Annotated in this window: 22 protein-coding genes; 20 read left to right on the top strand and 2 right to left on the bottom strand. The window is 67.5% G+C overall.

Features of this window, described 5'->3' with window-relative positions; genetic code table 11:
• The first annotated feature begins 29 nt into the window (after nucleotides 1–29).
• A complete protein-coding gene (locus NN4_RS09070) occupies nucleotides 30–1,343 on the top strand; it encodes a PucR family transcriptional regulator (RefSeq protein ID WP_246180788.1) in 1,314 nt (437 codons plus the stop codon).
• Nucleotides 1,344–1,351: 8 nt separating this feature from the next.
• Here NN4_RS09070 and NN4_RS09065 read toward each other — a convergent pair whose 3' ends face one another.
• On the bottom strand, nucleotides 1,352–1,615 hold the full coding sequence (locus NN4_RS09065; RefSeq protein WP_147129487.1) for a DUF2277 domain-containing protein: 264 nt from the start codon (nucleotides 1,613–1,615) through the stop codon (nucleotides 1,352–1,354).
• Between the two features lie 199 nt (nucleotides 1,616–1,814).
• Here NN4_RS09065 and NN4_RS09060 point away from each other — a divergent pair, with 199 nt between their 5' ends.
• Complete coding sequence (locus NN4_RS09060) at nucleotides 1,815–2,651, top strand: DUF1266 domain-containing protein (protein WP_147129486.1); 837 nt, start codon at nucleotides 1,815–1,817, stop codon at nucleotides 2,649–2,651.
• A 4-nt stretch (nucleotides 2,652–2,655) separates the two neighbouring features.
• Here NN4_RS09060 and NN4_RS09055 read toward each other — a convergent pair whose 3' ends face one another.
• The gene (locus NN4_RS09055; RefSeq protein WP_246180787.1) at nucleotides 2,656–3,510 is read right to left on the bottom strand and encodes a hypothetical protein; all 855 of its coding nucleotides are present in this window, start codon (nucleotides 3,508–3,510) and stop codon (nucleotides 2,656–2,658) included.
• 687 nt (nucleotides 3,511–4,197) lie between these two features.
• Here NN4_RS09055 and ftsH point away from each other — a divergent pair.
• From ftsH to NN4_RS08965, 18 genes are all read left to right on the top strand, one after another.
• Nucleotides 4,198–6,606, top strand: a complete 2,409-nt coding sequence (gene ftsH, locus NN4_RS09050; RefSeq protein WP_147129484.1) for an ATP-dependent zinc metalloprotease FtsH — start codon at nucleotides 4,198–4,200, stop codon at nucleotides 6,604–6,606.
• 223 nt (nucleotides 6,607–6,829) lie between these two features.
• Nucleotides 6,830–7,435 carry a GTP cyclohydrolase I FolE gene (folE, locus tag NN4_RS09045; RefSeq protein ID WP_186818344.1) on the top strand — a complete coding sequence of 202 codons (606 nt, stop codon included), beginning with the start codon at nucleotides 6,830–6,832 and terminating at the stop codon, nucleotides 7,433–7,435.
• Nucleotides 7,436–7,446: 11 nt separating this feature from the next.
• Entirely contained in the window at nucleotides 7,447–8,340 is an 894-nt protein-coding gene (gene folP / locus NN4_RS09040; RefSeq protein WP_186818343.1) for a dihydropteroate synthase, read from the top strand.
• The gene (gene folB / locus NN4_RS09035) at nucleotides 8,337–8,762 is read left to right on the top strand and encodes a dihydroneopterin aldolase (RefSeq protein ID WP_135234486.1); all 426 of its coding nucleotides are present in this window, start codon (nucleotides 8,337–8,339) and stop codon (nucleotides 8,760–8,762) included. Before folP ends, folB begins: the two co-directional genes overlap by 4 nt.
• Nucleotides 8,759–9,313, top strand: a complete 555-nt coding sequence (folK, locus tag NN4_RS09030; RefSeq protein ID WP_147129482.1) for a 2-amino-4-hydroxy-6-hydroxymethyldihydropteridine diphosphokinase — start codon at nucleotides 8,759–8,761, stop codon at nucleotides 9,311–9,313. Before folB ends, folK begins: the two co-directional genes overlap by 4 nt.
• The gene (locus NN4_RS09025) at nucleotides 9,310–9,780 is read left to right on the top strand and encodes a DUF3180 domain-containing protein (RefSeq protein ID WP_147129646.1); all 471 of its coding nucleotides are present in this window, start codon (nucleotides 9,310–9,312) and stop codon (nucleotides 9,778–9,780) included. The genes folK and NN4_RS09025 overlap by 4 nt, the downstream gene beginning before the upstream one ends.
• A 70-nt stretch (nucleotides 9,781–9,850) precedes the next feature.
• A complete protein-coding gene (locus NN4_RS09020; protein WP_147129481.1) occupies nucleotides 9,851–10,861 on the top strand; it encodes a DUF6779 domain-containing protein in 1,011 nt (336 codons plus the stop codon).
• A 188-nt stretch (nucleotides 10,862–11,049) separates the two neighbouring features.
• Nucleotides 11,050–11,961 (top strand): Rossmann-like and DUF2520 domain-containing protein, encoded by a 912-nt coding sequence (locus NN4_RS09015; protein WP_147129645.1) that lies wholly within the window; start codon nucleotides 11,050–11,052, stop codon nucleotides 11,959–11,961.
• On the top strand, nucleotides 11,961–12,890 hold the full coding sequence (gene panC / locus NN4_RS09010; protein WP_147129480.1) for a pantoate--beta-alanine ligase: 930 nt from the start codon (nucleotides 11,961–11,963) through the stop codon (nucleotides 12,888–12,890). The genes NN4_RS09015 and panC overlap by 1 nt, the downstream gene beginning before the upstream one ends.
• 27 nt (nucleotides 12,891–12,917) lie before the next feature.
• On the top strand, nucleotides 12,918–13,337 hold the full coding sequence (panD, locus tag NN4_RS09005; protein WP_135234490.1) for an aspartate 1-decarboxylase: 420 nt from the start codon (nucleotides 12,918–12,920) through the stop codon (nucleotides 13,335–13,337).
• 16 nt (nucleotides 13,338–13,353) lie between these two features.
• Nucleotides 13,354–14,151 (top strand): type III pantothenate kinase, encoded by a 798-nt coding sequence (locus NN4_RS09000; RefSeq protein ID WP_107653836.1) that lies wholly within the window; start codon nucleotides 13,354–13,356, stop codon nucleotides 14,149–14,151.
• A 152-nt stretch (nucleotides 14,152–14,303) separates the two neighbouring features.
• On the top strand, nucleotides 14,304–14,927 hold the full coding sequence (locus NN4_RS08995; protein ID WP_147129479.1) for a cysteine dioxygenase: 624 nt from the start codon (nucleotides 14,304–14,306) through the stop codon (nucleotides 14,925–14,927).
• Between the two features lie 11 nt (nucleotides 14,928–14,938).
• Entirely contained in the window at nucleotides 14,939–15,361 is a 423-nt protein-coding gene (locus NN4_RS08990; protein WP_107659964.1) for a rhodanese-like domain-containing protein, read from the top strand.
• Between the two features lie 261 nt (nucleotides 15,362–15,622).
• On the top strand, nucleotides 15,623–17,122 hold the full coding sequence (lysS, locus tag NN4_RS08985) for a lysine--tRNA ligase (protein ID WP_107653838.1): 1,500 nt from the start codon (nucleotides 15,623–15,625) through the stop codon (nucleotides 17,120–17,122).
• Between the two features lie 115 nt (nucleotides 17,123–17,237).
• Complete coding sequence (locus NN4_RS08980; RefSeq protein ID WP_107653839.1) at nucleotides 17,238–17,597, top strand: histone-like nucleoid-structuring protein Lsr2; 360 nt, start codon at nucleotides 17,238–17,240, stop codon at nucleotides 17,595–17,597.
• Nucleotides 17,598–17,878: 281 nt separating this feature from the next.
• Nucleotides 17,879–18,442, top strand: a complete 564-nt coding sequence (locus NN4_RS08975; RefSeq protein WP_228542497.1) for an FHA domain-containing protein — start codon at nucleotides 17,879–17,881, stop codon at nucleotides 18,440–18,442.
• A 130-nt stretch (nucleotides 18,443–18,572) separates the two neighbouring features.
• Nucleotides 18,573–19,181, top strand: a complete 609-nt coding sequence (locus tag NN4_RS08970; RefSeq protein WP_147129477.1) for an anthrone oxygenase family protein — start codon at nucleotides 18,573–18,575, stop codon at nucleotides 19,179–19,181.
• Between the two features lie 99 nt (nucleotides 19,182–19,280).
• On the top strand, nucleotides 19,281–20,222 hold the full coding sequence (locus NN4_RS08965; RefSeq protein ID WP_147129476.1) for an esterase/lipase family protein: 942 nt from the start codon (nucleotides 19,281–19,283) through the stop codon (nucleotides 20,220–20,222).
• Nucleotides 20,223–20,495 lie beyond the last annotated feature (273 nt).

Raw genomic sequence — 20,495 nt, 5'->3', positions numbered from 1 at the left:
TTGTGCTCTACGAACAAAATGGAGGTGTCGTGACGGCCGCATCACCCGACCGGATCGGACCGAACAGCGAAGTGGTCCGCGACTGGCTGGCGGAGTACGTCTTCGAGACGATGCGCACCGAGACGCTCGAGCAGATCGTGACTCGCCTCGACAGCGCCATCATCGCGCGCGTCCCGGAACTCGCCGACCGGGATGTGCGCCGCGACCTCGCCGCGAGCACCCGCGCGCACGCCAGGGCCGTGCTGAGCGGAATCACCAGTGACACTTTCGAATACGCGCTGCCCGAGGAGGCGCACGCCTTCGCGCGCACCATCGCCCGGCGCGGCTTCGAGCTGCGCATGCTGCTGCGCACCTATCACGTCGGGATGGAGGCGGTGCTCGACTACATGAGCGAGGCCGTCGATCAGCGGCAGGCGCCGCCGGAGATCGAGCGTGCGGTGATGCTGCGAATGTTCGAGCGCGCGACCAAGTGGGTCAGCCTGTCGGTCGAGTTGCTCACCGACACCTACATGGAGGAGCGCGAGCGCGTCCTGCGGGCCGCGCTCAACCGGCGCACCGAGACCATCCGCGCGCTGCTGGCCGGTGACGAACTGGACGTGGACCAGGCCTCGGTCCGGCTCGGTTACCGGCTCACCCAGCGGCATGTCGCCTTCGTGTTGTGGACCGACGAGAGCGAATCCGGCAGCGGGGACGGCGAAGTCATCGGTGTGCTGGAACGGGTCGCGGCCAGGGTGGCCGCCGGGATCGGCAACGGCCGGGTGCTCACCGTGGCCTCCGGGGCCAGCGGGATGTGGGCGTGGGCCGGGCTCGACGACCTGCCAGGCGCGGATTCGAGTCGCAACGAACAGTGGCCCGGTGAACCCGGCGCGCTGGAGCGCATCGCCGCCGGGCTGGTCGAAGCTCCGGTCCGAGTGGCCTTCGGTGTGCCCGCCGGGCAGGTCGCCGGATTCCGGCAGAGCCATCGCGAGGCGGTGGCCGCCAGGCAGGTGGCCGAGCGTGGGCCGGCGGGCACGCCACGGGTGATCGGCTATCGCGAGGTGGAGGTGGCCTATCTGGCCGGCGCCGACGACGCGGCGATGCGCGGTCTGATCGGGCGGGAATTGCGCGCGCTGTCCGGTACCGACCCGAACGCAGCGCGGCTACGCGAGACGCTGCACGCCTACCTGAAGAGCCATCGCAGCCCGGAGGCCACGGCGAAACTGCTCGGAGTACACAAGAACACGGTTCGCTACCGGATCCAGCGCATCGAGGAACTGCTGGGCTATCCGATCGAGCAGCGCAGCCTGCCGTTGGAGCTCGCCCTCGCCTGCGTCGCCGCGTACGGGGTGGCCGCGCTGCCCTGAATCAGCGATCAGTCGGCCGTCGTCTCGCCCGCAGCCACCCGGCGCAGCGGCGGATCGGCCGGCGCTACGGCCGGGCGATCGGGTAGGTCGGCAAGCAGTTGGGTGGTGGCCGCGGCGATGGCCGTGACGGCCTTGTCGACAGCCGCCTTGGTGGTCGAGCTCAGGCCGGACACACCACCGACCGTGCGCACGTACTGCAGTGCGGCAGCATAGATTTCCTGCTCGGTCGGGGCAGGTTCCAGGCCGCGAAGGAGGGTGATGTTACTACTCATGCGAGCACAGTAGCTCTCGCACACGCTGTGCGGCAGAGCAAGAAAACACCCGGACCGAAATTCGCGCGGCCCGCCAGGTGCGCGGTACCGCCTCCGGCGCTCGGGCGTGGACGGGCAAACTACGGCGCGCCAGCACAGACACGCAGAATTCGTCCCATTACACAGGCTCTTCCAAGATCTATGGGGAACAATCGGGATCATGCCTGCCCGCGGTGTACCCACGTTGACGACCTTCCCGTACGAGGAGCTGGATCAGCGCGAAGAGGACCACTGGTCCGGCGCCGCCGTAGCCGATGACGAATTGCGCGCGCTGGCGCTCGGCGCGTTCTACTCCGCGCGCTGGGACGCCTTCCACGACGCGCTGCTGCTCGGCCCCGAGCGCGAGCATCCGCTCGGCGACCGCCGCGAGCTCGCCATCGACACGCTCACCGGCGCCTGGGGCATCACCGACGCCACCGAGGCCCAGGCCTCGATGGAGCAGTTGCTGGACGGCATGCACGCGCCGCTGTACGCGCTGGTTCATCCGCTGGTGATGGCCTCGATCAACGCCAGCGAGCGGGATCGGTTCGGCGAGCGCGCCGATCGGCACCGGGCGTTCCTGCGCCAGGTCGGCTCGTTCCGCGGCATGGACAATCCCGAGGCGCTGGTCCGCGACTACGACATCTGGTCTCAGGCCATCAAGATCGGCTTCACCGATCACCTGGCCCGCCCGTTGCCCAGCGACATCCACGCGTGGGACCTGGCCCGCGTGGTGGCGGTGGCAAGGATGGCCTTCACCGCCGGCTACCTCGACGCCGACCTGGCCTGGGACTACCTGGCCCGCGCGCTGCCCATCGCGCAGGCCAAGTACCGCAACTGGCGCCAGTTCGGCGACGCCTACCTGACCGGCTGGACCTACTGGCAGGCGTGCGAAGACCTCGCCGAACTGAAGAACGGCGGGGTAGACCGCCGGATGGAGCTGCTGCGCCTGTGGATCCGTCCGACCAGCCCGTGGCGGCGGATCAGTCTGACCGTGCCGCCGGTAGTGCAAGCCTGAGCGGTCAGAGCCCGTCGGGCAGGGAACGGAGAATGCCGCGGCCGTAGCGTTGGAACTGCGCGTCGTCGACCATGCCGAGCGAGTGCCGCTCGACGAGCAGCTCCCACTCCGAGTACAGCTGGGCCACACCGGGATCGGCGGGACCCGCGCCACCGTCGGCGGAGTCGCGCCGGACGGCGAAGTTCACCGCGAGGGTGACGCGTTCGGTGTCGGCTCGATCGGTACCGGTGAAATGCAGGGTGATGTTGCCGTCGTGGACATCCATCCCCGTCTCACTGCGCGCCGCACCGATCTCGCCCGCGATCGCGGGCGTGCCGTCGGTATTGCGGGCCCACAGCACGGCGGGAATGGGTAACTCGTGCGCGTAGCGCTCCCCGGTGCCGATGGAGATGAACAGCAGCCGCCCGGTCGTCGCGGCGAGCAGGCCGGGGCCGGTGCCCGCTGGCGGACGTGCGGTCGCGATCGCGGTCTCCAGCACGTACTCGTCGGGCGTGACGTAGCGGTGCAGCGCGGCGATGGCGGGTTTCGCCTCGCGGTGCGGGGCCATTCTGCGCACGGCCCGGTCCACATCGGCCCGGGTCGGGCCGGATTTGCCCCAGGTGGGGGCGGGCGGATTCAGGTCGGGGGCGGCCACGTCGATGCGCTGGGTCGCCAGGATCTGACCGTTGATCCGGTCCACGATCTCGGTCGCCGCGGGCACGTCGTGCTCGGCGATCAACACGGGCAGTGGGGTGCGGTCGGCGGGCACGCCAGTCAGCACGGGTGTGGGGTATCGCAGGTAGATCTCGATGACAACGGCGTCGTCGGCGCGTCGATTCAACCGGACCTTCAACAGGTCGGTGACCGGTACGTCGAGCACCCGCTCGCCATCGGAGCCAGGCCGCAGGACGATCAATCGCCCGCGCCCGTGACGCACTATCGCTGTGGGTGTCCGTAGCTCAACTATGTCCATACCCCCTGCGCTCTGTTGGATTTGCGGTGTTCGCGGTGCCCTGCGTGGTTACGCTGCGCTGCCTCCTCCGGGCCTGACGCTCGCACCGCTCTGTTGGATTTGCGGTATTCACGGTGCCTTCCGTGGTTACGCTTGCTGCCTCCTCCAGCTCGTCGGGCACTCCGCGGGGGTTGCGTTCGCGGGTCCTCGCCGTGCTGTGCGGGGTGACGCTTCGCTGCCTCCTCCGGGCCGGTCGCTCGCCCCGCGCTTTCGGATTCGCAGTGCTCGCGGGGCACTCCGGTGGTTAGGCTAGCGACCGCCTTCGTGCCTGTTACTCGCCCTGCGGTGTTGTGTCGTCGCTCACGATAGGCCGAACATGCCATGATTGTGACCAGTTGGAGTAACCCGGACCGGGGTCTTCGGGAACCACCGAGGTCCCTCCACCGTTTATCTCTTTAACTGCACCAGCAGCCGAACTGCGCGATGTATCGACTAGACCGTACGCGGTAACGTGGCATGTCCGCATCCGAACCCTCCCGGAGCCGGACGCGCCCGATGCATTGCTAGCACGAACCGGAGACACCGGAAAGGACTGGCCGGACCGGCCGACGCTCTATGAACCGCAAGACTGTGTTTCGCACCCTGGCCATAGTCTCGGGCATCTTGCTCGTGATCTATGCGTTCAGCTACTTCGGAGATGACACGCGCGGCTGGAAGAGCGTCGATACGTCTGTCGCATTGAGCCAGCTGAACGACAAGAGCAACGTCGAGAACGTTCAGATCGACGATCGTGAACAGCAACTGCGCATCGAGCTGAAGAACGGCAACGACGCGACCAGTGGCCAGAAGAAGATCATCGCCAAATACCCCGGCGGCAGCGCGAGCGCCGGGCAGGTCTTCGACGCCGTGAAGAATTCCGGCGCCAAGTACAACACCGTGGTCAAGCAGGAGAGCTGGCTCACCCAGATCCTGCTGTTCGTGTTGCCGATGATCATCCTGCTCGGCTTGTTCGTCTTCGTCATGGCCCGCATGCAGGGCGGTGGTCGCGGCGGCATGATGGGCTTCGGCAAGTCCAAGGCCAAGCAGCTGTCCAAGGACATGCCCAAGACCACCTTCTCCGATGTGGCCGGCGCCGACGAGGCCGTCGAAGAGCTCTACGAGATCAAGGACTTCCTGCAGAACCCGGTCCGCTACCAGGCTCTCGGCGCCAAGATCCCGAAGGGCGTGCTGTTGTACGGCCCCCCCGGCACCGGTAAGACGCTGCTCGCGCGTGCCGTGGCAGGCGAGGCCGGCGTGCCGTTCTTCACCATCTCCGGCTCGGACTTCGTCGAAATGTTCGTCGGTGTCGGCGCGTCGCGCGTGCGCGACCTGTTCGAACAGGCCAAGCAGAACAGTCCGTGCATCATCTTCGTGGACGAGATCGACGCGGTCGGCCGCCAGCGCGGCGCGGGCCTCGGCGGTGGCCACGACGAGCGTGAGCAGACGCTGAACCAGCTGCTGGTCGAGATGGACGGCTTCGGTGACCGCACCGGCGTCATCCTGATCGCGGCCACCAACCGCCCCGACATCCTGGACCCCGCGCTGCTGCGCCCCGGCCGGTTCGACCGGCAGATCCCGGTCGGCAACCCCGACCTGGCCGGCCGCCGCGCCATCCTGCGGGTGCACTCGCAGGGCAAGCCGATCTCGCCCGAGGCCGACCTCGATGGCCTGGCCAAGCGCACCGTCGGCATGTCCGGCGCCGACCTGGCCAACGTGATCAACGAGGCCGCCCTGCTCACCGCGCGAGAGAACGGCGCCGTCATCACCGGCGACGCGCTCGAGGAGTCGGTGGACCGGGTGGTCGGTGGACCGCGCCGCAAGAGCCGCATCATCAGCGAGCACGAGAAGAAGATCACCGCCTACCACGAGGGCGGCCACACCCTGGCCGCCTGGGCGATGCCGGACATCGAGCCGATCTACAAGGTGACCATCCTGGCCCGCGGCCGCACCGGCGGTCACGCCATGACGGTGCCCGAGGACGACAAGGGTCTGATGACCCGCTCGGAGATGATCGCCCGCCTGGTGATGGCGATGGGCGGCCGCGCGGCCGAGGAACTGGTGTTCCACGAGCCGACCACCGGCGCGTCCTCGGATATCGACCAGGCCACCAAGATCGCTCGCGCGATGGTGACCGAGTACGGCATGAGCTCGCGCCTCGGCGCGGTGCGCTACGGCCAGGAGGCGGGCGACCCGTTCCTCGGCCGCTCGATGGGCCAGGCTTCGGACTACTCGCACGAGGTCGCCGGCGCCATCGACGAGGAGGTGCGCAACCTCATCGAGGCCGCGCACACCGAGGCGTGGGCCATTCTCAACGAGTACCGCGACGTGCTCGACGTGCTGGCGACGGCGCTGCTCGAGCGGGAGACGTTGCACCGCAAGGAACTCGAAGGTCTGCTTGCCTCGGTGGAGAAGCGGCCGAGGATCACCGCGTTCAACGACTTCGGTGACCGCGTTCCGTCGACCAAGCCGCCGGTGAAGACGCCGGGCGAGCTGGCGCTGGAGCGCGGCGAGCCGTGGCCGCCGCCGGAGCAGATCCCCGCACCGTTGCCCGCAGGCGCGGCCAGGGAGAACCAGCCCGCCAACGGCTATCCGGGAGACAGCGGCTACCACCCGCAGCCGCAGTACGGCTACCCCGCACCGCCCGCGACCGGCTACCCGGCACCGCACGACCCCGCGCAGGGCGGCTACCCGCAGCGCGGCGGCACGCACGGTTCGCGCCCGGACTACGGCGCTCCCGCCGGTTGGTCGGCCCCCGGCTGGCCGCCGCGGGACGAGCAGCAGCCCGGCCAGCCCACCGGCTGGACCGAGCCGCAGCAGCGCCAGGGTTACCAGCCGGCCTGGGGGCCGCAGGGTGGCACTCCGGACGGCGGCTACGACCGTGGCAACTACGGCGAGCACCCCGGTTACGAAGAGCCGGGGCACCCGAACCCGAACGGCGAGGGTGAGAAGAACGAATGGGATGGACCCAACAACGGCCGGCACTGAAGTAGGGCGGCGCTCGCGTGACCTCAGTGGTCGCGCGAGCCGCCGCCTCCGGGCCTATTGCTCGCGCCGTGCGCAGTGACGATTAGGCTCGACCATCGGGGTGCCGAGTAATTGCCGGGACCCGAGATTTTGGAGGTGTCCTCGATTGTCGGCCAACAATCACCTCGGCGGCCACGTGCTCGCCGATTCGGACGGTTTTGACGAAGACGGTTCCGGCAACGGCGTGACCAGGCCGGAGCTCATCGCTCTGGAAACCGGTCGGCCGTTCGACCAGGACAGAGCCGAAGCCGCGATCCGGGAATTGCTGCTCGCTGTCGGTGAGAATCCCGACCGCCCCGGTTTGATCGACACCCCCGCGCGCGTCGCCCGTGCCTACCGCGAAATGTTCGCCGGGCTCTACGTCGAACCGGACGCGGTGCTGAACACCACGTTCGACGAGGGCCACCAGGAACTGGTGCTGGTCCGCGACATCCCTATGTACTCCACCTGCGAACATCACCTGGTGTCGTTCCACGGGGTCGCGCACGTCGGCTACATCCCCGGCAAGCACGGCCGGGTCACCGGGCTGTCCAAGCTGGCCCGCCTGGTCGACCTGTACGCCAAGCGCCCCCAGGTGCAGGAACGACTGACCAGCCAGGTCGCCGACGCGGTGATGCGCAAGCTGGACCCGCGCGGCGCCATCGTGGTGATCGAGGCCGAGCACCTGTGCATGGCAATGCGCGGCATCCGCAAGCCGGGCGCGAGCACCACCACCTCGGCCGTGCGCGGCCTGCTCCAGTCCAGCCCGTCCTCGCGCTCCGAGGCCCTCGATCTCATTCTGCGGAAGTGAACGAGGATCCGATGACCGCAGGTGGGAGCAGCTTCGCGCGCGGCGGTCGCTCCTGTGTGGTGATGGGCGTCGTCAACGTCACCAGTGATTCGTTCTCCGACGGCGGTCGCTACCTCGATCCCGAGGTCGCCGTCGCGCACGGCATCGAGTTGTACGCCACCGGCGCCGACATCATCGACGTCGGCGGCGAATCGACCAGGCCGGGCGCGGTGCGGATCGACTCCGACACCGAAGCGGCCAGAGTCGTTCCGGTGATCCGCGGCTTGGTCGCGGCAGGCGTGCCGACCAGCGTCGACACCATGCGGGCCACCGTCGCCGAGGCCGCGCTCGCGGCGGGCGTCTCGGTGGTGAACGACGTCTCCGGCGGGCGCGCCGATCCCGACATGGTGAAAGTCGTTGCCGCCGCCGGGGTCCCGTGGATCCTGATGCACTGGCGCGCGGGCGCCGACTACCGCCACACCGGCCCGGCCGACCACTACGACGACGTGGTCGCCGAGGTGCTCGCCGAGCTGACCGCCCAGGTGGACCTGGCCGTCGCCGCGGGCGTCGACCCGGCGCGACTGATTCTCGACCCCGGTCTCGGCTTCGCCAAGAACGCCGAGCACAACTGGGCGTTGCTCGGCGCGCTGCCCGAGCTGGTCGGCAACGGCCTGCCGATCCTCATCGGCGCCTCCCGTAAACGTTTCCTCGGCGCGCTGCTCGCCGACGACGCGGGCCCGCGCCCGCCCGACGGCCGGGAGACCGCCACCGCGACCGTCTCGGCGCTGGCCGCCTTGCACGGTGCCTGGGGTGTGCGCGTGCACGACGTGCGCGCCTCGCTGGATGCCATCGCCGTCACCGACGCCTGGCAGGCCGCCGCCCGCACCGCCACCACCCACCACAGCTCGCAAGGAGCACACCGATGAATCCGACTCCCGCCGACGTCGCGCCCGATGCGGCGCAGGAGATCCGGCGCGGCGCCGACCGCATCGAGTTGCGTGGTCTGCGGGCGTTCGGCCACCACGGCGTGTTCGATCACGAACGCCGCGACGGCCAGGAGTTCATCGTCGATCTGACCGTCTGGGTGGACTTTTCGGTCGCCGCCGCCTCCGACGACCTGGTCGCCACCGTGGATTACGGCCTGCTCGCCGGGAACGCGGTGCGGATCATCGAGGGCCCGCCGCGCAATCTGATCGAGACCGTGGTCTCCGAGATCGCCGACGACGTGATGACCGACCCGCGCATCAGCTCGGTCGAGGTGGTCGTGCACAAGCCGTCCGCCCCGATCCCGCACACCTTCGCCGATGTCCGCGTGGTCGCCTCGCGGCATCGTGGGGAGATTGCGTGACCAGGGCTGTCCTCTCCATCGGTTCCAACATGGGGGACCGGCTCGCCCATCTGCGCAGTGTGGTCGAGGGTTTCGGCGAGCGGGTCGTCGCGGTGTCGCCGGTGTACTCGACTCCGCCGTGGGGCGGCGTCGAACAGGACGACTACCTCAATGCCATTGTCGTGGTGGACGATCCGGAGCTCGACTGCACCGAGTGGCTGCGCCGCGGCCAGCGGCTCGAGCAAGCTGCCGATCGGGTCCGCGAAGTGCGCTGGGGCGCACGGACACTCGACGTCGACGTGATCTGGTGCGCGGAGCGGGTGGGCGACGAGTTCGTCGCGGTCCGCAGCACCGACCCGGAGCTGACGTTGCCGCATCCGCAGGCACATCGTCGCGCGTTCGTCCTGGTCCCGTGGCTGGACGTGGCGCCGGACGCGGTGCTCGAGGTCGACGGCCGAGCTCAGGCGATCACCGATCTGCTCGATGAGCTGCCGGTCGACGAGCGCACCGGCGTGCGGCGCACCGAGCTTTCCCTGTTGCCCGGCGCCGGAGGATCGGCCTCGTGCAGTTGAAACCCACCCGAATTCTGGACTTGGCGGCGAACGTGATCATCGCCGCTCTCGTCGCGTGGGTCGCGACGCGGCTGGCCTACGACAGTTTTCCGCCGATCTCGACCTTCGCGGGCGCGTCGCTGTATCCGGTCGCGGCCATCGAGGCGGTGCTGGCGTTCGTGATCCGGGCCAGGGTGAGCGACAACCAGCTCGGCAACGGCAGGCATCAGCTGCATCCGATCACCGCGGCGCGGGCGGTCGCGCTGGCCAAGGCGTCGCTGCAAGTCGGTTCGATCGCCGCGGGGGTGTGGCTCGGATTCCTCTGCTGGGTGTACCCGCAGCGGAGCACCTCGGGTGCGGCCGCGGCGGACAGTCCCGGCGCGATCGTCGGGATGCTGGCGGGGGTCGCTTTGGTTGCTGCGGCCCTGTGGCTCGAGTATTGCTGCCGGGCTCCCGACGACCCAACCGACGATCCGGCAACCACTTAGCAAATTATTGGTTCGGAATTGCCGCACCGAGTTGTGGGCGCGACGAGTCGATCAAGCTACCCTGGCTTGCATGGTTTCACCCTCCCGTACCAGCACTTCCCGTCGACGGCGGGACGACGCGGGAAAATTGTTCATCGGCGTATTGATTGTGCTCGGTCTGGTTGCCAGCGTTTTCCTGGTCTTCAGCAACAGCTTGCAGTTCGTCCGGATCGGTCTTGTCGCGGCCCTGTGGGCGGCGGTCATCGGCGCATTAGCTGCGACGAGATATCGCAAGGAAGCGACGATCGACAAGGCCAAGGTTCGCGATCTTCAGACGGTTTACGAGTTGCAGCTCGAGCGTGAGGTCACCGCCAGGCGCGAATTCGAGCTCGGCATCGAGGCCAGGGTGCGCGAGGAAGTCGGCGCCGACGCCACCGAGCTGGCCGCGCTGCGCGCCGAACTCACTGTGCTCCGGACGAGTCTGCAGCGGCTGTTCGACGGCGATCTGCCGATGGATCGCCCCGCCTTGCGGGCCGATGCGACCCGGATCCAGGAGCTGACCAGCACGGTCGGCGACCCGGCGAACAATAGCTCCGCGAATGCCGGACCCTGGTCCGTGCCGGCGAACCAGCAACCGCGCAGCAGTGTCACCCCGGTCTTCGTCCCCGATCATCCGGAGCCGCCGCAGTTCGCCAGCCCATTCGATGATCCGGTCACCGCCGAGACCTCCGCGGTCTCCGTCGACGACGCGGCGGCGAACGACGCCGAGGCCGAGGCCGAGGCCGAGAGCGCCGAGGCACACGGCCCCGACCAGCGCACCGACAATGCCGGCCAGCCCGGATGGTCGGATGCCTTCACCGAGGGGCCGGTCATCCAGCCGACTCCCGCGCCGAAACCTGCCTCCAAGCCGATCCCGTCGTATCAGACGACCCGCCCGTCAGCCTGGCCGACGACCGAGGGCCCGACCGTCGGCACCGCCAGCTCGCGCAGGCGGCGGCGGGCGGAGACCGAGGCGAACTCCGACATGCCCGAGCGCAGGTTGTCGGTCGCCGAGATCATGGCGAACCTGCAATCGGAGGAGCAGAGCCGCGACCGTCGCTGACGGGTGTCTTGTAAATCACTGCCCAGGGCCGTGGCACTGGCAAACATCGGGCCGATATTCTCGATGACGTACGTCCGGTACCCGCACGGCGGGACTGGAACGAAATCGAGAGGACACTGTTGACCTCGAGAAGCGTGAATCCTGACGACGCGCCTTCGGGCTTTCCCGGGTCGAGCGACCCGCAATCGGTGGCGAACGGCGACCCCGCGCCCGCCCGCCTGACGGTGGGCATCGTCTCGGCGGGACGCGTCGGCTCCGCCCTGGGCGCGGCACTCGAGCGCGCCGGACACGTGGTGTTCGGTGTCGCCGCGATCTCCGATGCCTCGGTGCGGCGCGCGCGCAACCGCCTGCCCGACTCGGAGATCCTGCCGGTCGAGGACGTGGCCGCGCGCAGCGAACTGCTGGTGCTCGCCGTGCCCGATACCGAGCTGGCCGGTTTGGCCCGGGGCCTGGCCGGCGCGAAGGTGGTCCGGCCGGGCACGATCGTCGCGCACACCTCCGGCGCGAACGGCGTCGGCGTGCTCGCCCCGCTGGCCGACATCGGCGCCATGCCGTTGGCCATTCATCCGGCGATGACCTTCACCGGCCACGACGAAGACATCACCCGCTTGAGCAACGCCTGTTTCGGCATCACCGCCGCCGACGAGATCGGCTATGCCATCGCGCAGGCACTGGTGATCGAGATGGGCGGCGAGCCGGTCCGGGTGCAGGAGCACAACCGCGCGCTCTATCACGCCGCGCTCGCGCACGGCAGCAATCACCTGGTCACGCTGATCGTGGATGCCGTTGCCGCACTGCGGGTCGCGCTGGACGGGCCTGGGCTGCTCGGACAGCAGATCGTCGACGATCAGCCGAACGGGCTGGCCGAGCGGCTGCTCGCCCCGCTCGCCTCCGCCGCGCTGGACAACGCGCTGCGGCGCGGGCAGTCGGCGCTGACCGGCCCGGTGGCCCGCGGTGACGCGGACGCCGTCGCCGCCCACCTGTCCGCACTGGAGTCCGTCGATTCGCGCCTGGCCGAGGGCTATCGCGCGCTGTCGCTGCGGACCGCCGAACGGGCGGGCACCAATCCCGCCGTCATCGAACTGTTGAAAGGGCGCTGATGTTCGACCCGAAATTGCGCGGCGCTTATCAGCCCGGCGAGTTGACCGTGCACCACGATCCCGCCGTGCTCACCCAGGTGTCCACCGCACTGCGCGGCGTCGGCCGTACCGTCGCACTGGTGCCGACGATGGGTGCACTGCACGAGGGCCATCTGGAGATCGTGCGGCTGGCCAAGAAGAACAATCAGGTCGTCATCGTCTCGATCTTCGTGAATCCCTTGCAGTTCGGCGCGAACGAGGACCTCGACAAATATCCGCGCACCCTCGACGCCGACGTCGAATTGCTGCGCGCGGAGGGGGTCGGGCTGGTGTTCGCGCCGAGCGTGGCCGAGATGTATCCGGACGGTCCGCGCACCACCGTGCAGCCGGGTCCGATCGGCGCCGAGCTCGAAGGTGCCAGCAGGCCGACGCATTTCGCGGGCATGCTGACCGTGGTCGCGAAGCTGCTGCAGATCGCGCGGCCGACCGAGGTGTACTTCGGCGAGAAGGACTACCAGCAGCTCACGCTGATCCGGCAGATGGTCCGTGATCTGAACTTCGACGTGAAGGTCAAGGCGGTGGCCACCGTGCGCGAGCACGACGGCCTGGCCTTGTCCTCGCGCAATCGGTTTCTCGATGCGGCACAGCGGGAATCGGCGCTCGGCCTGTCGGCGGCGCTGGCCGCGGGCAGGCATGCGGGCGGCCTCGGCCCGGACGCGGTGCTCGCCGCGGCCCACCAGGTGCTCGACGCGGTGCCAGGCATCGAGGTCGACTACCTCGAATTGCGTTCCACCACTCTCGAACCCGCCCCGGCGACCGGCAACGCCCGGCTGCTCGTCGCCGCCAGGGTCGGCCCGACCCGGCTGATCGACAACGTTGCCGTCACCCTCGGCGCGCCGATCGACGGCCACCCCAACGTCTCCGCCGAGCGGATCTCCCAGCCTGCCTAGGCGACTCACCAACGAAAGGCCGACGCAATGCTGCGCACCATGATGAAGTCGAAGATCCACCGTGCCACGGTGACCCACGCCGACCTGCACTACGTCGGCTCGGTGACGGTGGACCAGGATCTGCTCGACGCCGCCGATCTGCTCGAAGGTGAGCAGGTCTGCATCGTCGACATCGACAACGGCGCCCGCCTGGAGACCTATGTCATCGCAGGCGAACGCGGATCCGGCGTGATCGGCATCAACGGCGCCGCCGCCCATTTGGTCCACCCCGGCGATCTGGTCATCCTGATCGCCTATGGCCAGCTGAACGAGCAGGAAATCGCCGAATACGACCCGAAGGTCGTTTTCGTGGACGAGCGCAATCGCCCGATCGAACTCGGCTCCGATCCGGCGCACGCTCCCGAAGGCTCCGGGCTGACTTCGCCGCGCTCCCTGTCGCTGGCCTGATCGGGCCGCGCCGGACATGCTGCTGACCATCGACGTCCGCAATACCAGTATTGTGCTCGGCCTGTTCTCGGGCAGCGGCGCGCATTCGAAACTGGTGCGGCACTGGCGGATCCACACCAATCCGCTGCTGACCGCCGACGAATTCGCCATGCAGGTGCGTGGCCTGATCGGCGCACAACTCGACGAGGTGATCGGAGTTTCCGCGCTGGCCACGGTGCCGCCGGTGCTGCGGGAACTGCGCACGATGCTGACCCAGTATTGGGGCAATGTGCCGCACGTGCTGGTGGAGCCGGGCGTGCGCACGGGTATTCCGCTGCTGGTGGACAACCCGAAAGAGGTGGGCGCGGACCGGATCGTGAACTGTCTCGCCGCCTATCAGCACTATTCGTCGCCTGCGATCGTTATCGATTTCGGTACCGCGATCTGTGTCGACCTGGTTTCGGCCAAAGGGGAGTTCCTCGGCGGCATCATCGCCCCCGGTGTGGAGATATCGACCGAAGCCCTGGTGGAGCGCAGTGCGCTGCGCCGCGTCGAGCTGGCAAGGCCGCGTTCGGTGCTCGGTAAGAACAGTATGGAAGCCATGCAGTCCGGTGCGGTTTTCGGTTTCGCCGGCATGGTGGACGGGCTGATCGACCGCATTCGCGACGAATTCGAGGCGTTTGCCGGCAGTGACGTCGCGGTGGTCGCGACGGGCCCGAGCGCGGCGCTGATCGTGCCGGAATCGGAGACCATCGATGATCACGACCCCTATCTGACTCTCACCGGCCTGCGTCTCGTATACGAGCGAAACCAGCGCCGCAAGGGTGGTGTCTGACGGTGCTTGCCGGTACTGCGCGAGATGCTGCTACACTCACCGCTGTGTATTTCCGCGTGCGCACCCAGGAGTGTTGTCGAGGCTGACCTGGCCTCGACCGATCGAGGCTGACTATCGCCCTCGACCGTTCGCAACCTCCTGGAGATTCGCTCATGCGTTCTTCCGTTCTCTCCCTTTCCTCAGCCCGGGATGCCTTTTCGGCAAGCCCGCCGCTGGACCGTGCCGTGGCCTCCGCATTGCCGACGCGTCTGCGTCCCGCCGATTTATTGCGACTGACCGATGAAGGCGCCGAGGACGTGCTGGCCGGACGCTACGACCACCTCCTCCCGGCCGACGGCATTTGGCCCTCCGATGAACGCTGGGCGGCCCGCCTGCTCACCGACGACGAAGTGGATGTCTGGCTGATCAGCTGGACACCGGGGAAATCGACCGAACTGCACGACCACGCAGGCTCGCTCGGCGCCCTGACCGTACTCAGCGGCGCTCTTTCCGAATTCCGCTGGAACGGAACCGAACTGCGCCGCCGGGTCCTCGGCGCGGGCGATCAAGCGTCGTTCCCGATCGGCTGGGTGCACGACGTGATGCGTGCCCCGGCGCATTCGGTGGCCGACAGCGCCATCGACGCGCCATTGGATCCCGCACTGCTCGAACCCACGCTCAGCGTGCACGCCTATTCTCCGCCGCTCACCGCCATGTCCTATTACGAGGTCACCGGCCACGGCACCCTGCGGCGCACCCGAACTGTTCTCACCGACCAGCCCGAAGGTGATATGTAATGAGCGAACGTTTGACCATCGACCAGATGCTGGACAACGCGCGCGCCCAGCTGAACCGGATCTATGCCTTCGAATTGCCGAAGGCGCTCGCCAGGGGCGCGATTCTGGTGGACATCCGGCCGCAGGCCCAGCGGGTGCGCGAAGGCGCGTTGCCGGGTGCGCTGGTGATCGAGCGGAATGTGCTGGAATGGCGGCTCGATCCGACCAGTTCGGCCCGTTTGGCGCTGGCCACCGATCATGATGTGGAATGGATCATCGCCTGCTCCGAGGGCTATACCTCCAGCCTCGCCGCGGCCGCGCTGCAGCAACTCGGGCTGCACCGGGCGACCGATCTGGTGGGCGGCTATCACGCATTGAAGGCGGCGGGTCTACTGCACATCGGAATCCGGGCGCCGCACTTCGCGCGCGAGGTGGACGCGCTCGCCTCGCTGTAATTGGCGGCAACGCTTCCATCTCGAATCATCAGGTCGCACAGTCGGTTTCGTGCGCCCATCGATGCATGCTCGCTATTCAGGGTGATTACGGTCCGCGCAAATCCGGCGGGCAAAGCGGTCTCGCGCCGAGACCGATTCGTTACTCCGTGAGCTAGGCCGGGCGGGCCGCAAAACGATTTCCGGTGCACGCTAGGGTTGTTGGATGTGAGCACCACCAACACTCCCTCGTCCAGCGATCCCGCATCGGATTCGCGGCCTGCCGTGGCGTCCGACGCCGACGACGCACCCGAACAGATACGGATTCGCAAGGAGAAGCGGGAGCGGCTGCTCGCGGACGGCGGCGACGCCTATCCCGTGGTCGTGCCCCGCACGCATACCCTCGCCGAAATTCGCGCCGCATATCCGGATCTTGCCCCGGACACCCAGACCGGGCTGCAGGCGGGTGTCGCTGGTCGCGTCATATTCATGCGTAATACCGGCAAGCTGTGTTTCGCGACGCTGCAGGAGGGTGACGGCACCAAGCTGCAGGCGATGATCAGCTTGAACGGTGTCGGCGCCGACGCGCTCGCGGCCTGGAAGGCCGATGTCGACCTCGGTGACTTCGTTTTCGTGCACGGCGAGGTGATCTCGTCGCGGACCGGAGAATTGAGCGTCATGGCCGATTCCTGGTTCATGGCGGCCAAGTCGCTGCGGCCGCTGCCGGTGGCGCACAAGGAGATGAACGAGGAGTCGCGGGTTCGGCAGCGCTATGTCGATCTGATCGTGCGCCCGGAAGCCAGGGAAATGGCGCGCACCCGGATCGCGGTGGTGCGTGCGATGCGCAATGCGCTCGAGCGCCGTGGTTTCCTCGAGGTGGAGACGCCGATGCTGCAGACGCTGCACGGCGGCGCGGCGGCCCGGCCGTTCGTCACTCATTCCAATGCCCTGGATATCGATCTCTACCTGCGTATCGCGCCCGAGCTGTTCCTGAAGCGCTGCGTGGTCGGCGGGCTGGAGCAGGTCTTCGAGATCAACCGGAACTTCCGCAACGAGGGTTCGGACTCCACGCATTCCCCCGAGTTCGCGATGCTGGAAACCTATGAGGCGTACGGCACCTACGACGACTCGGCCCGGATGACCCGGGAATTGGTCCAGGAAGTGGCCCAGGAGGTGTTCGGCACCCAGGTGGTGACGCTGGCCGACGGCACCGAATACGACCTGCGTGGCGAGTGGGCGACCGTCGAGATGTACCCGTCGCTCTCCGACGCCCTCGGCGTGTCCGTGACACCGGAAACGTCGATAGCCGAATTGCGTGCGCTCGCCGATCGGGTCGGTCTGGAAATTCCCGAGGACAAGGGCTATGGCCACGGCAAACTCGTCGAGGAACTCTGGGAACACCAGTACGGCGACAAGCTGTACGCGCCGACTTTCGTGCGTGACTTCCCGGTGGAGACCTCACCGCTCACCAGGCAACATCGCACCAAGGCCGGGGTCACCGAGAAGTGGGACCTCTATGTCCGTGGCTTCGAGTTGGCTACTGGCTATTCGGAGTTGGTCGATCCGGTGATCCAGCGCGAGCGCTTCGTGGATCAGGCGCGACTGGCCGCGCAAGGCGACGACGAAGCGATGGCGCTGGACGAGGACTTCCTTGCCGCGATGGAGCACGGCATGCCGCCGACCACCGGCACAGGTATGGGAATCGATCGTCTGTTGATGGCGTTGACGGGTCTCGGAATCCGGGAAACAATACTGTTCCCAATTGTGCGGCCGGTCACTCGCTGACCGGCTGATTGCAAAATCTCGGCCTCGTCTTGGAAAATTTGGAATTCGAGGTATTCTTGCCTCGGGTAATCGGCCTAGTATGCGGGTCGCACGATTTCGAGAGGACGTTCATCTCATGGCAAAGAAGGTCACCGTTAGCCTGATCGACGATGTCGATGGTGAGTCCATCGCGGACGAGACCATCGAGTTTGCGATCGACGGTGTTTCGTACGAGATCGACCTGTCGTCGGCGAATGCCGCGAAGCTGCGTGACGGGCTGGAGGAGTGGGTTTCGAGCGCGCGTCGCGTGAGTGGCCGCCGCCGGACCAAGGCCGCTGCGACCGCGACGGGTGCCCCGAAGAGTCGGGTCTCGATCGACCGGGAACAAAGTGCAGCAATTCGCGAGTGGGCTCGTCGGAATGGACACAAGGTGTCCGCGCGGGGGCGTATCTCCGCCGACATCACCGATGCGTACAACAAGGCCGCGAAGGGTTAGTTTCATATTTTTCAGCCGCCGTCCCAGCGAATCGTGCGACGCCGGGGCGGCGGTTTTCTCTTTCTCCGGTGGCTCATAGGCTGCTGATATAACCGCGCCGCGCGATGACACGCTGGGAGAAGTGGCGCGCGGATCGATCTTGCTCGTGGTTCCGGGACGCGGCACCATGGAAACGTGCGACGGTCACTGACGGTATGGAGAGGCGAGGTATCTGCGCAGTGACTGGATTCGTCGGATCATTTTTGCGATTCCAAGATGACACGGGTCGCCAGCAGGAACTCATGCTCTCCGCCGAGCGGGAGCGGGTGACGATCGGGCGCTCCCCGCAGGCCGACCTCGCGCTGCCGTGGGACGCCGAGGTGTCCAGGCTGCACGCCGCGATCGAATATCTCGGCGCCCAGTGGACCATCGTGGACGACGGGCTTTCGCGCAACGGCACTTTCGTCAACGGCGACCGTCTGGTCGGCAGGCGCAGGCTGATGGCAGGCGACGTCATCCGGGTCGGCACCTCGCGGGTGTCCTTTCACGATTTCGGCGGGGTGGCCGACGACATCACCCGTGTCTCCAGTGGGACGGTGCCGCCCAACTTCCGTCAGCTCACCGAGACTCAGCGTTCGGTGCTGATCGCGCTGTGCCGTCCGTACAAGAACGGCGCGGCCTTCGCGACGCCCGCTTCCAATCAGCAGATAGCCGAGGAACTTTTCCTCAGTGTCGACGCGATCAAGACGCACCTGCGCGCGCTGTTCGCCAAGTTCGGCGTCGAGGACCTGCCGCAGAACGCGAAGCGGGTCCGGCTCGCCTTCCTGGCGATCCAGAGCGGACTCATCTCCGACCGGGACCTGTGACGCTCCGGTAGACGATCGCTTAGGCGGCCGAGTGTCTCGGCCATGGAGAGCCGTGTCGATACCGGCTTGACTGATACCCAGCGAACCGGAGCGATGAGGGCTCCGGTCGGGATTGTCCACAGGAGGAACTATGACCGCCGCACGCCTGATCACCTTGGTCGCGGCCATCCTGGCCACCGGGTTGATCGCGGGCCTTTTCTACGGCTACGCGAACTCGGTGATGCCTGCGCTGAACCAGACCGACGACCGCACGATGATCGACGTGATGCAGAAGATCAACGTGGTCATCATCAATCCGGTCTTCATGATCGGGTTCCTCGGCACCGTCGGCTTCTCCATCCTGGCGGCGGCGCTGCACTTGGGGAAGGATCAGCGCACCACGTTGATCTGGATCGGGGTCGGCTTGGCTATCAACATCATTGCGTTCGCGGTCACCTCCGGCCTGAACGTGCCGTTGAACGACCGGCTGATGGCCGCGGGTGATCCGTCTCAGATCGCTGACCTGGCGGCGGTCCGCGCCGACTTCGAAGCCACCTGGGTCCGGTGGAACATCGTCCGGGCGGTGCTGCACACGCTGGCCTTCCTGGTGCTCTGTGGTGCGCTTTTCGTGTCCGGTATGCAGCAGGGCAAGGCGAACGCCGCGGCGGCGCCCGCCTCCGGTCAGCAGCTGGCGCAGGGTCACTTCCCGGGCCAGTCGGCACAGTTTCCCGGCCAGCCGGGTGCCCCGACCTACCGGTAGGGGTAAAGGTCAACGGCCGCAACCAGTTTCGCGACTAGACCCCGCCTGGGACACGCTGCACGGTAACTTTCTGGAACACGTTCCAGATTTGGAGGCCCCGTGCGGCGTATCCCAGGTTTTTCGTTGCTCCTGTTCGTACTGGCCGCGCTGTGGATCGCCGCGGCGAGCCCCGCACAGGCCGAGCGGTATCCGGTCGACTACAACTTCTTCGCGGGTATCCCGAACGAACTGACGCAGCCGGGCGGCTCGCTGCCCGGCGCCAACGACTGGAGCTGCCGGCCCAGCGCCGCGCATCCGAACCCGGTGGTGCTCGCGCACGGCACCGGCGGTGGGGCGCAGACGAATTGGGGTGTATATGCACCGCTGCTGGCCAATCAGGGCTACTGCGTGTATGCGATGACCTACGGTGCCTACGACCTGCCCTGGCCCATCTCGGCCATCGGCGGCATGTTGCCAATGGAACAGAGCGCTCCCCAGTTCGCCGCCTTCGTGGACCGGGTGCTCGCCGCGACCGGCGCGCGGAAAGTCGACATCGTCGGTCACTCGCAGGGCAATTTCATCGGCAACTACTTCGTCAAACGGCTCGGCGGCGCGGCGAAGGTGGACAAGCTGGTCGCCATCGCGCCGCCGTGGCTCGGCTCGAACGTCGCGGGCGTCGCCGAGATCGCGGCCTTCAGCCAGCGCCTCGGCGCCGGACCGGCCTTCGACGCGCTGGTCGGCTCGCTGTGCCAGGCCTGTCGCCAGGTCTTTGCCGGTTCGGACTTCGTGCGGGCGCTGAACGCCGACGGTGTCTATCACCCGGCGGTCACCTACACCAATATCGCCACCCGCCTGGACGAACTCGTCGTGCCCTACACGTCGGGGCTGGTACCCGGACCGAACGTGACGAATATCGTGGTCCAGGACGGCTGCGGGGCAGACTTCTCCGAGCACGCGGGCATCGCGGGCAGCCCACGCGCCGCGGCGTACGTGCTCAACGCCCTCGACCCGGCCCATCCGCAGGACGTGCCGTGCGGTTTCATCCCGCCGTTCACCGGGTAGCACCCCCGGCGAGCGCCCGATTCGGACAATGTTGTTCGCTGAGGGCAAAACCCGATTCGGAAACGAATAGTGCAACGCTCACGTTATGAGTGAATGACCGTGCTGACGCTGGTCGCCAATAGGGTGGACTGGCGGCGGCAGTATCCCCCGCCAACTAGAGTGGAGGCGGGGGCCGCAACCCCCGGGCTTCATGGCAGGCTGACGCCCACGGTTGTTACACAGCACACTGCGGCGTCTGTTGCCAGAATGTCGGAGCAGGAGAGTGAGGGAGCG

Source organism: Nocardia ninae NBRC 108245, from assembly GCF_007990755.1.
GTDB classification, from domain to species: Bacteria; Actinomycetota; Actinomycetes; order Mycobacteriales; family Mycobacteriaceae; genus Nocardia; species Nocardia ninae.
Note: the sequence above shows the minus strand (reverse complement) of the source record. Positions and strands in the feature narration are given on the sequence as shown.

Coding starts and splice junctions, on each gene's coding strand:
- panC (WP_147129480.1), top strand. CDS start 11,961: ATGTTCGACCCGAAATTGCGCGGCGCTTATCAGCCCGGCGAGTTGACC.
- NN4_RS09000 (WP_107653836.1), top strand. CDS start 13,354: ATGCTGCTGACCATCGACGTCCGCAATACCAGTATTGTGCTCGGCCTG.
- NN4_RS08970 (WP_147129477.1), top strand. CDS start 18,573: ATGACCGCCGCACGCCTGATCACCTTGGTCGCGGCCATCCTGGCCACC.
- NN4_RS09020 (WP_147129481.1), top strand. CDS start 9,851: ATGGTTTCACCCTCCCGTACCAGCACTTCCCGTCGACGGCGGGACGAC.
- NN4_RS08975 (WP_228542497.1), top strand. CDS start 17,879: ATGCTCTCCGCCGAGCGGGAGCGGGTGACGATCGGGCGCTCCCCGCAG.
- NN4_RS09060 (WP_147129486.1), top strand. CDS start 1,815: ATGCCTGCCCGCGGTGTACCCACGTTGACGACCTTCCCGTACGAGGAG.
- ftsH (WP_147129484.1), top strand. CDS start 4,198: ATGAACCGCAAGACTGTGTTTCGCACCCTGGCCATAGTCTCGGGCATC.
- folB (WP_135234486.1), top strand. CDS start 8,337: ATGAATCCGACTCCCGCCGACGTCGCGCCCGATGCGGCGCAGGAGATC.
- NN4_RS08995 (WP_147129479.1), top strand. CDS start 14,304: ATGCGTTCTTCCGTTCTCTCCCTTTCCTCAGCCCGGGATGCCTTTTCG.
- NN4_RS09065 (WP_147129487.1), bottom strand. CDS start 1,615: ATGAGTAGTAACATCACCCTCCTTCGCGGCCTGGAACCTGCCCCGACC.
- folP (WP_186818343.1), top strand. CDS start 7,447: ATGACCGCAGGTGGGAGCAGCTTCGCGCGCGGCGGTCGCTCCTGTGTG.
- panD (WP_135234490.1), top strand. CDS start 12,918: ATGCTGCGCACCATGATGAAGTCGAAGATCCACCGTGCCACGGTGACC.
- NN4_RS08980 (WP_107653839.1), top strand. CDS start 17,238: ATGGCAAAGAAGGTCACCGTTAGCCTGATCGACGATGTCGATGGTGAG.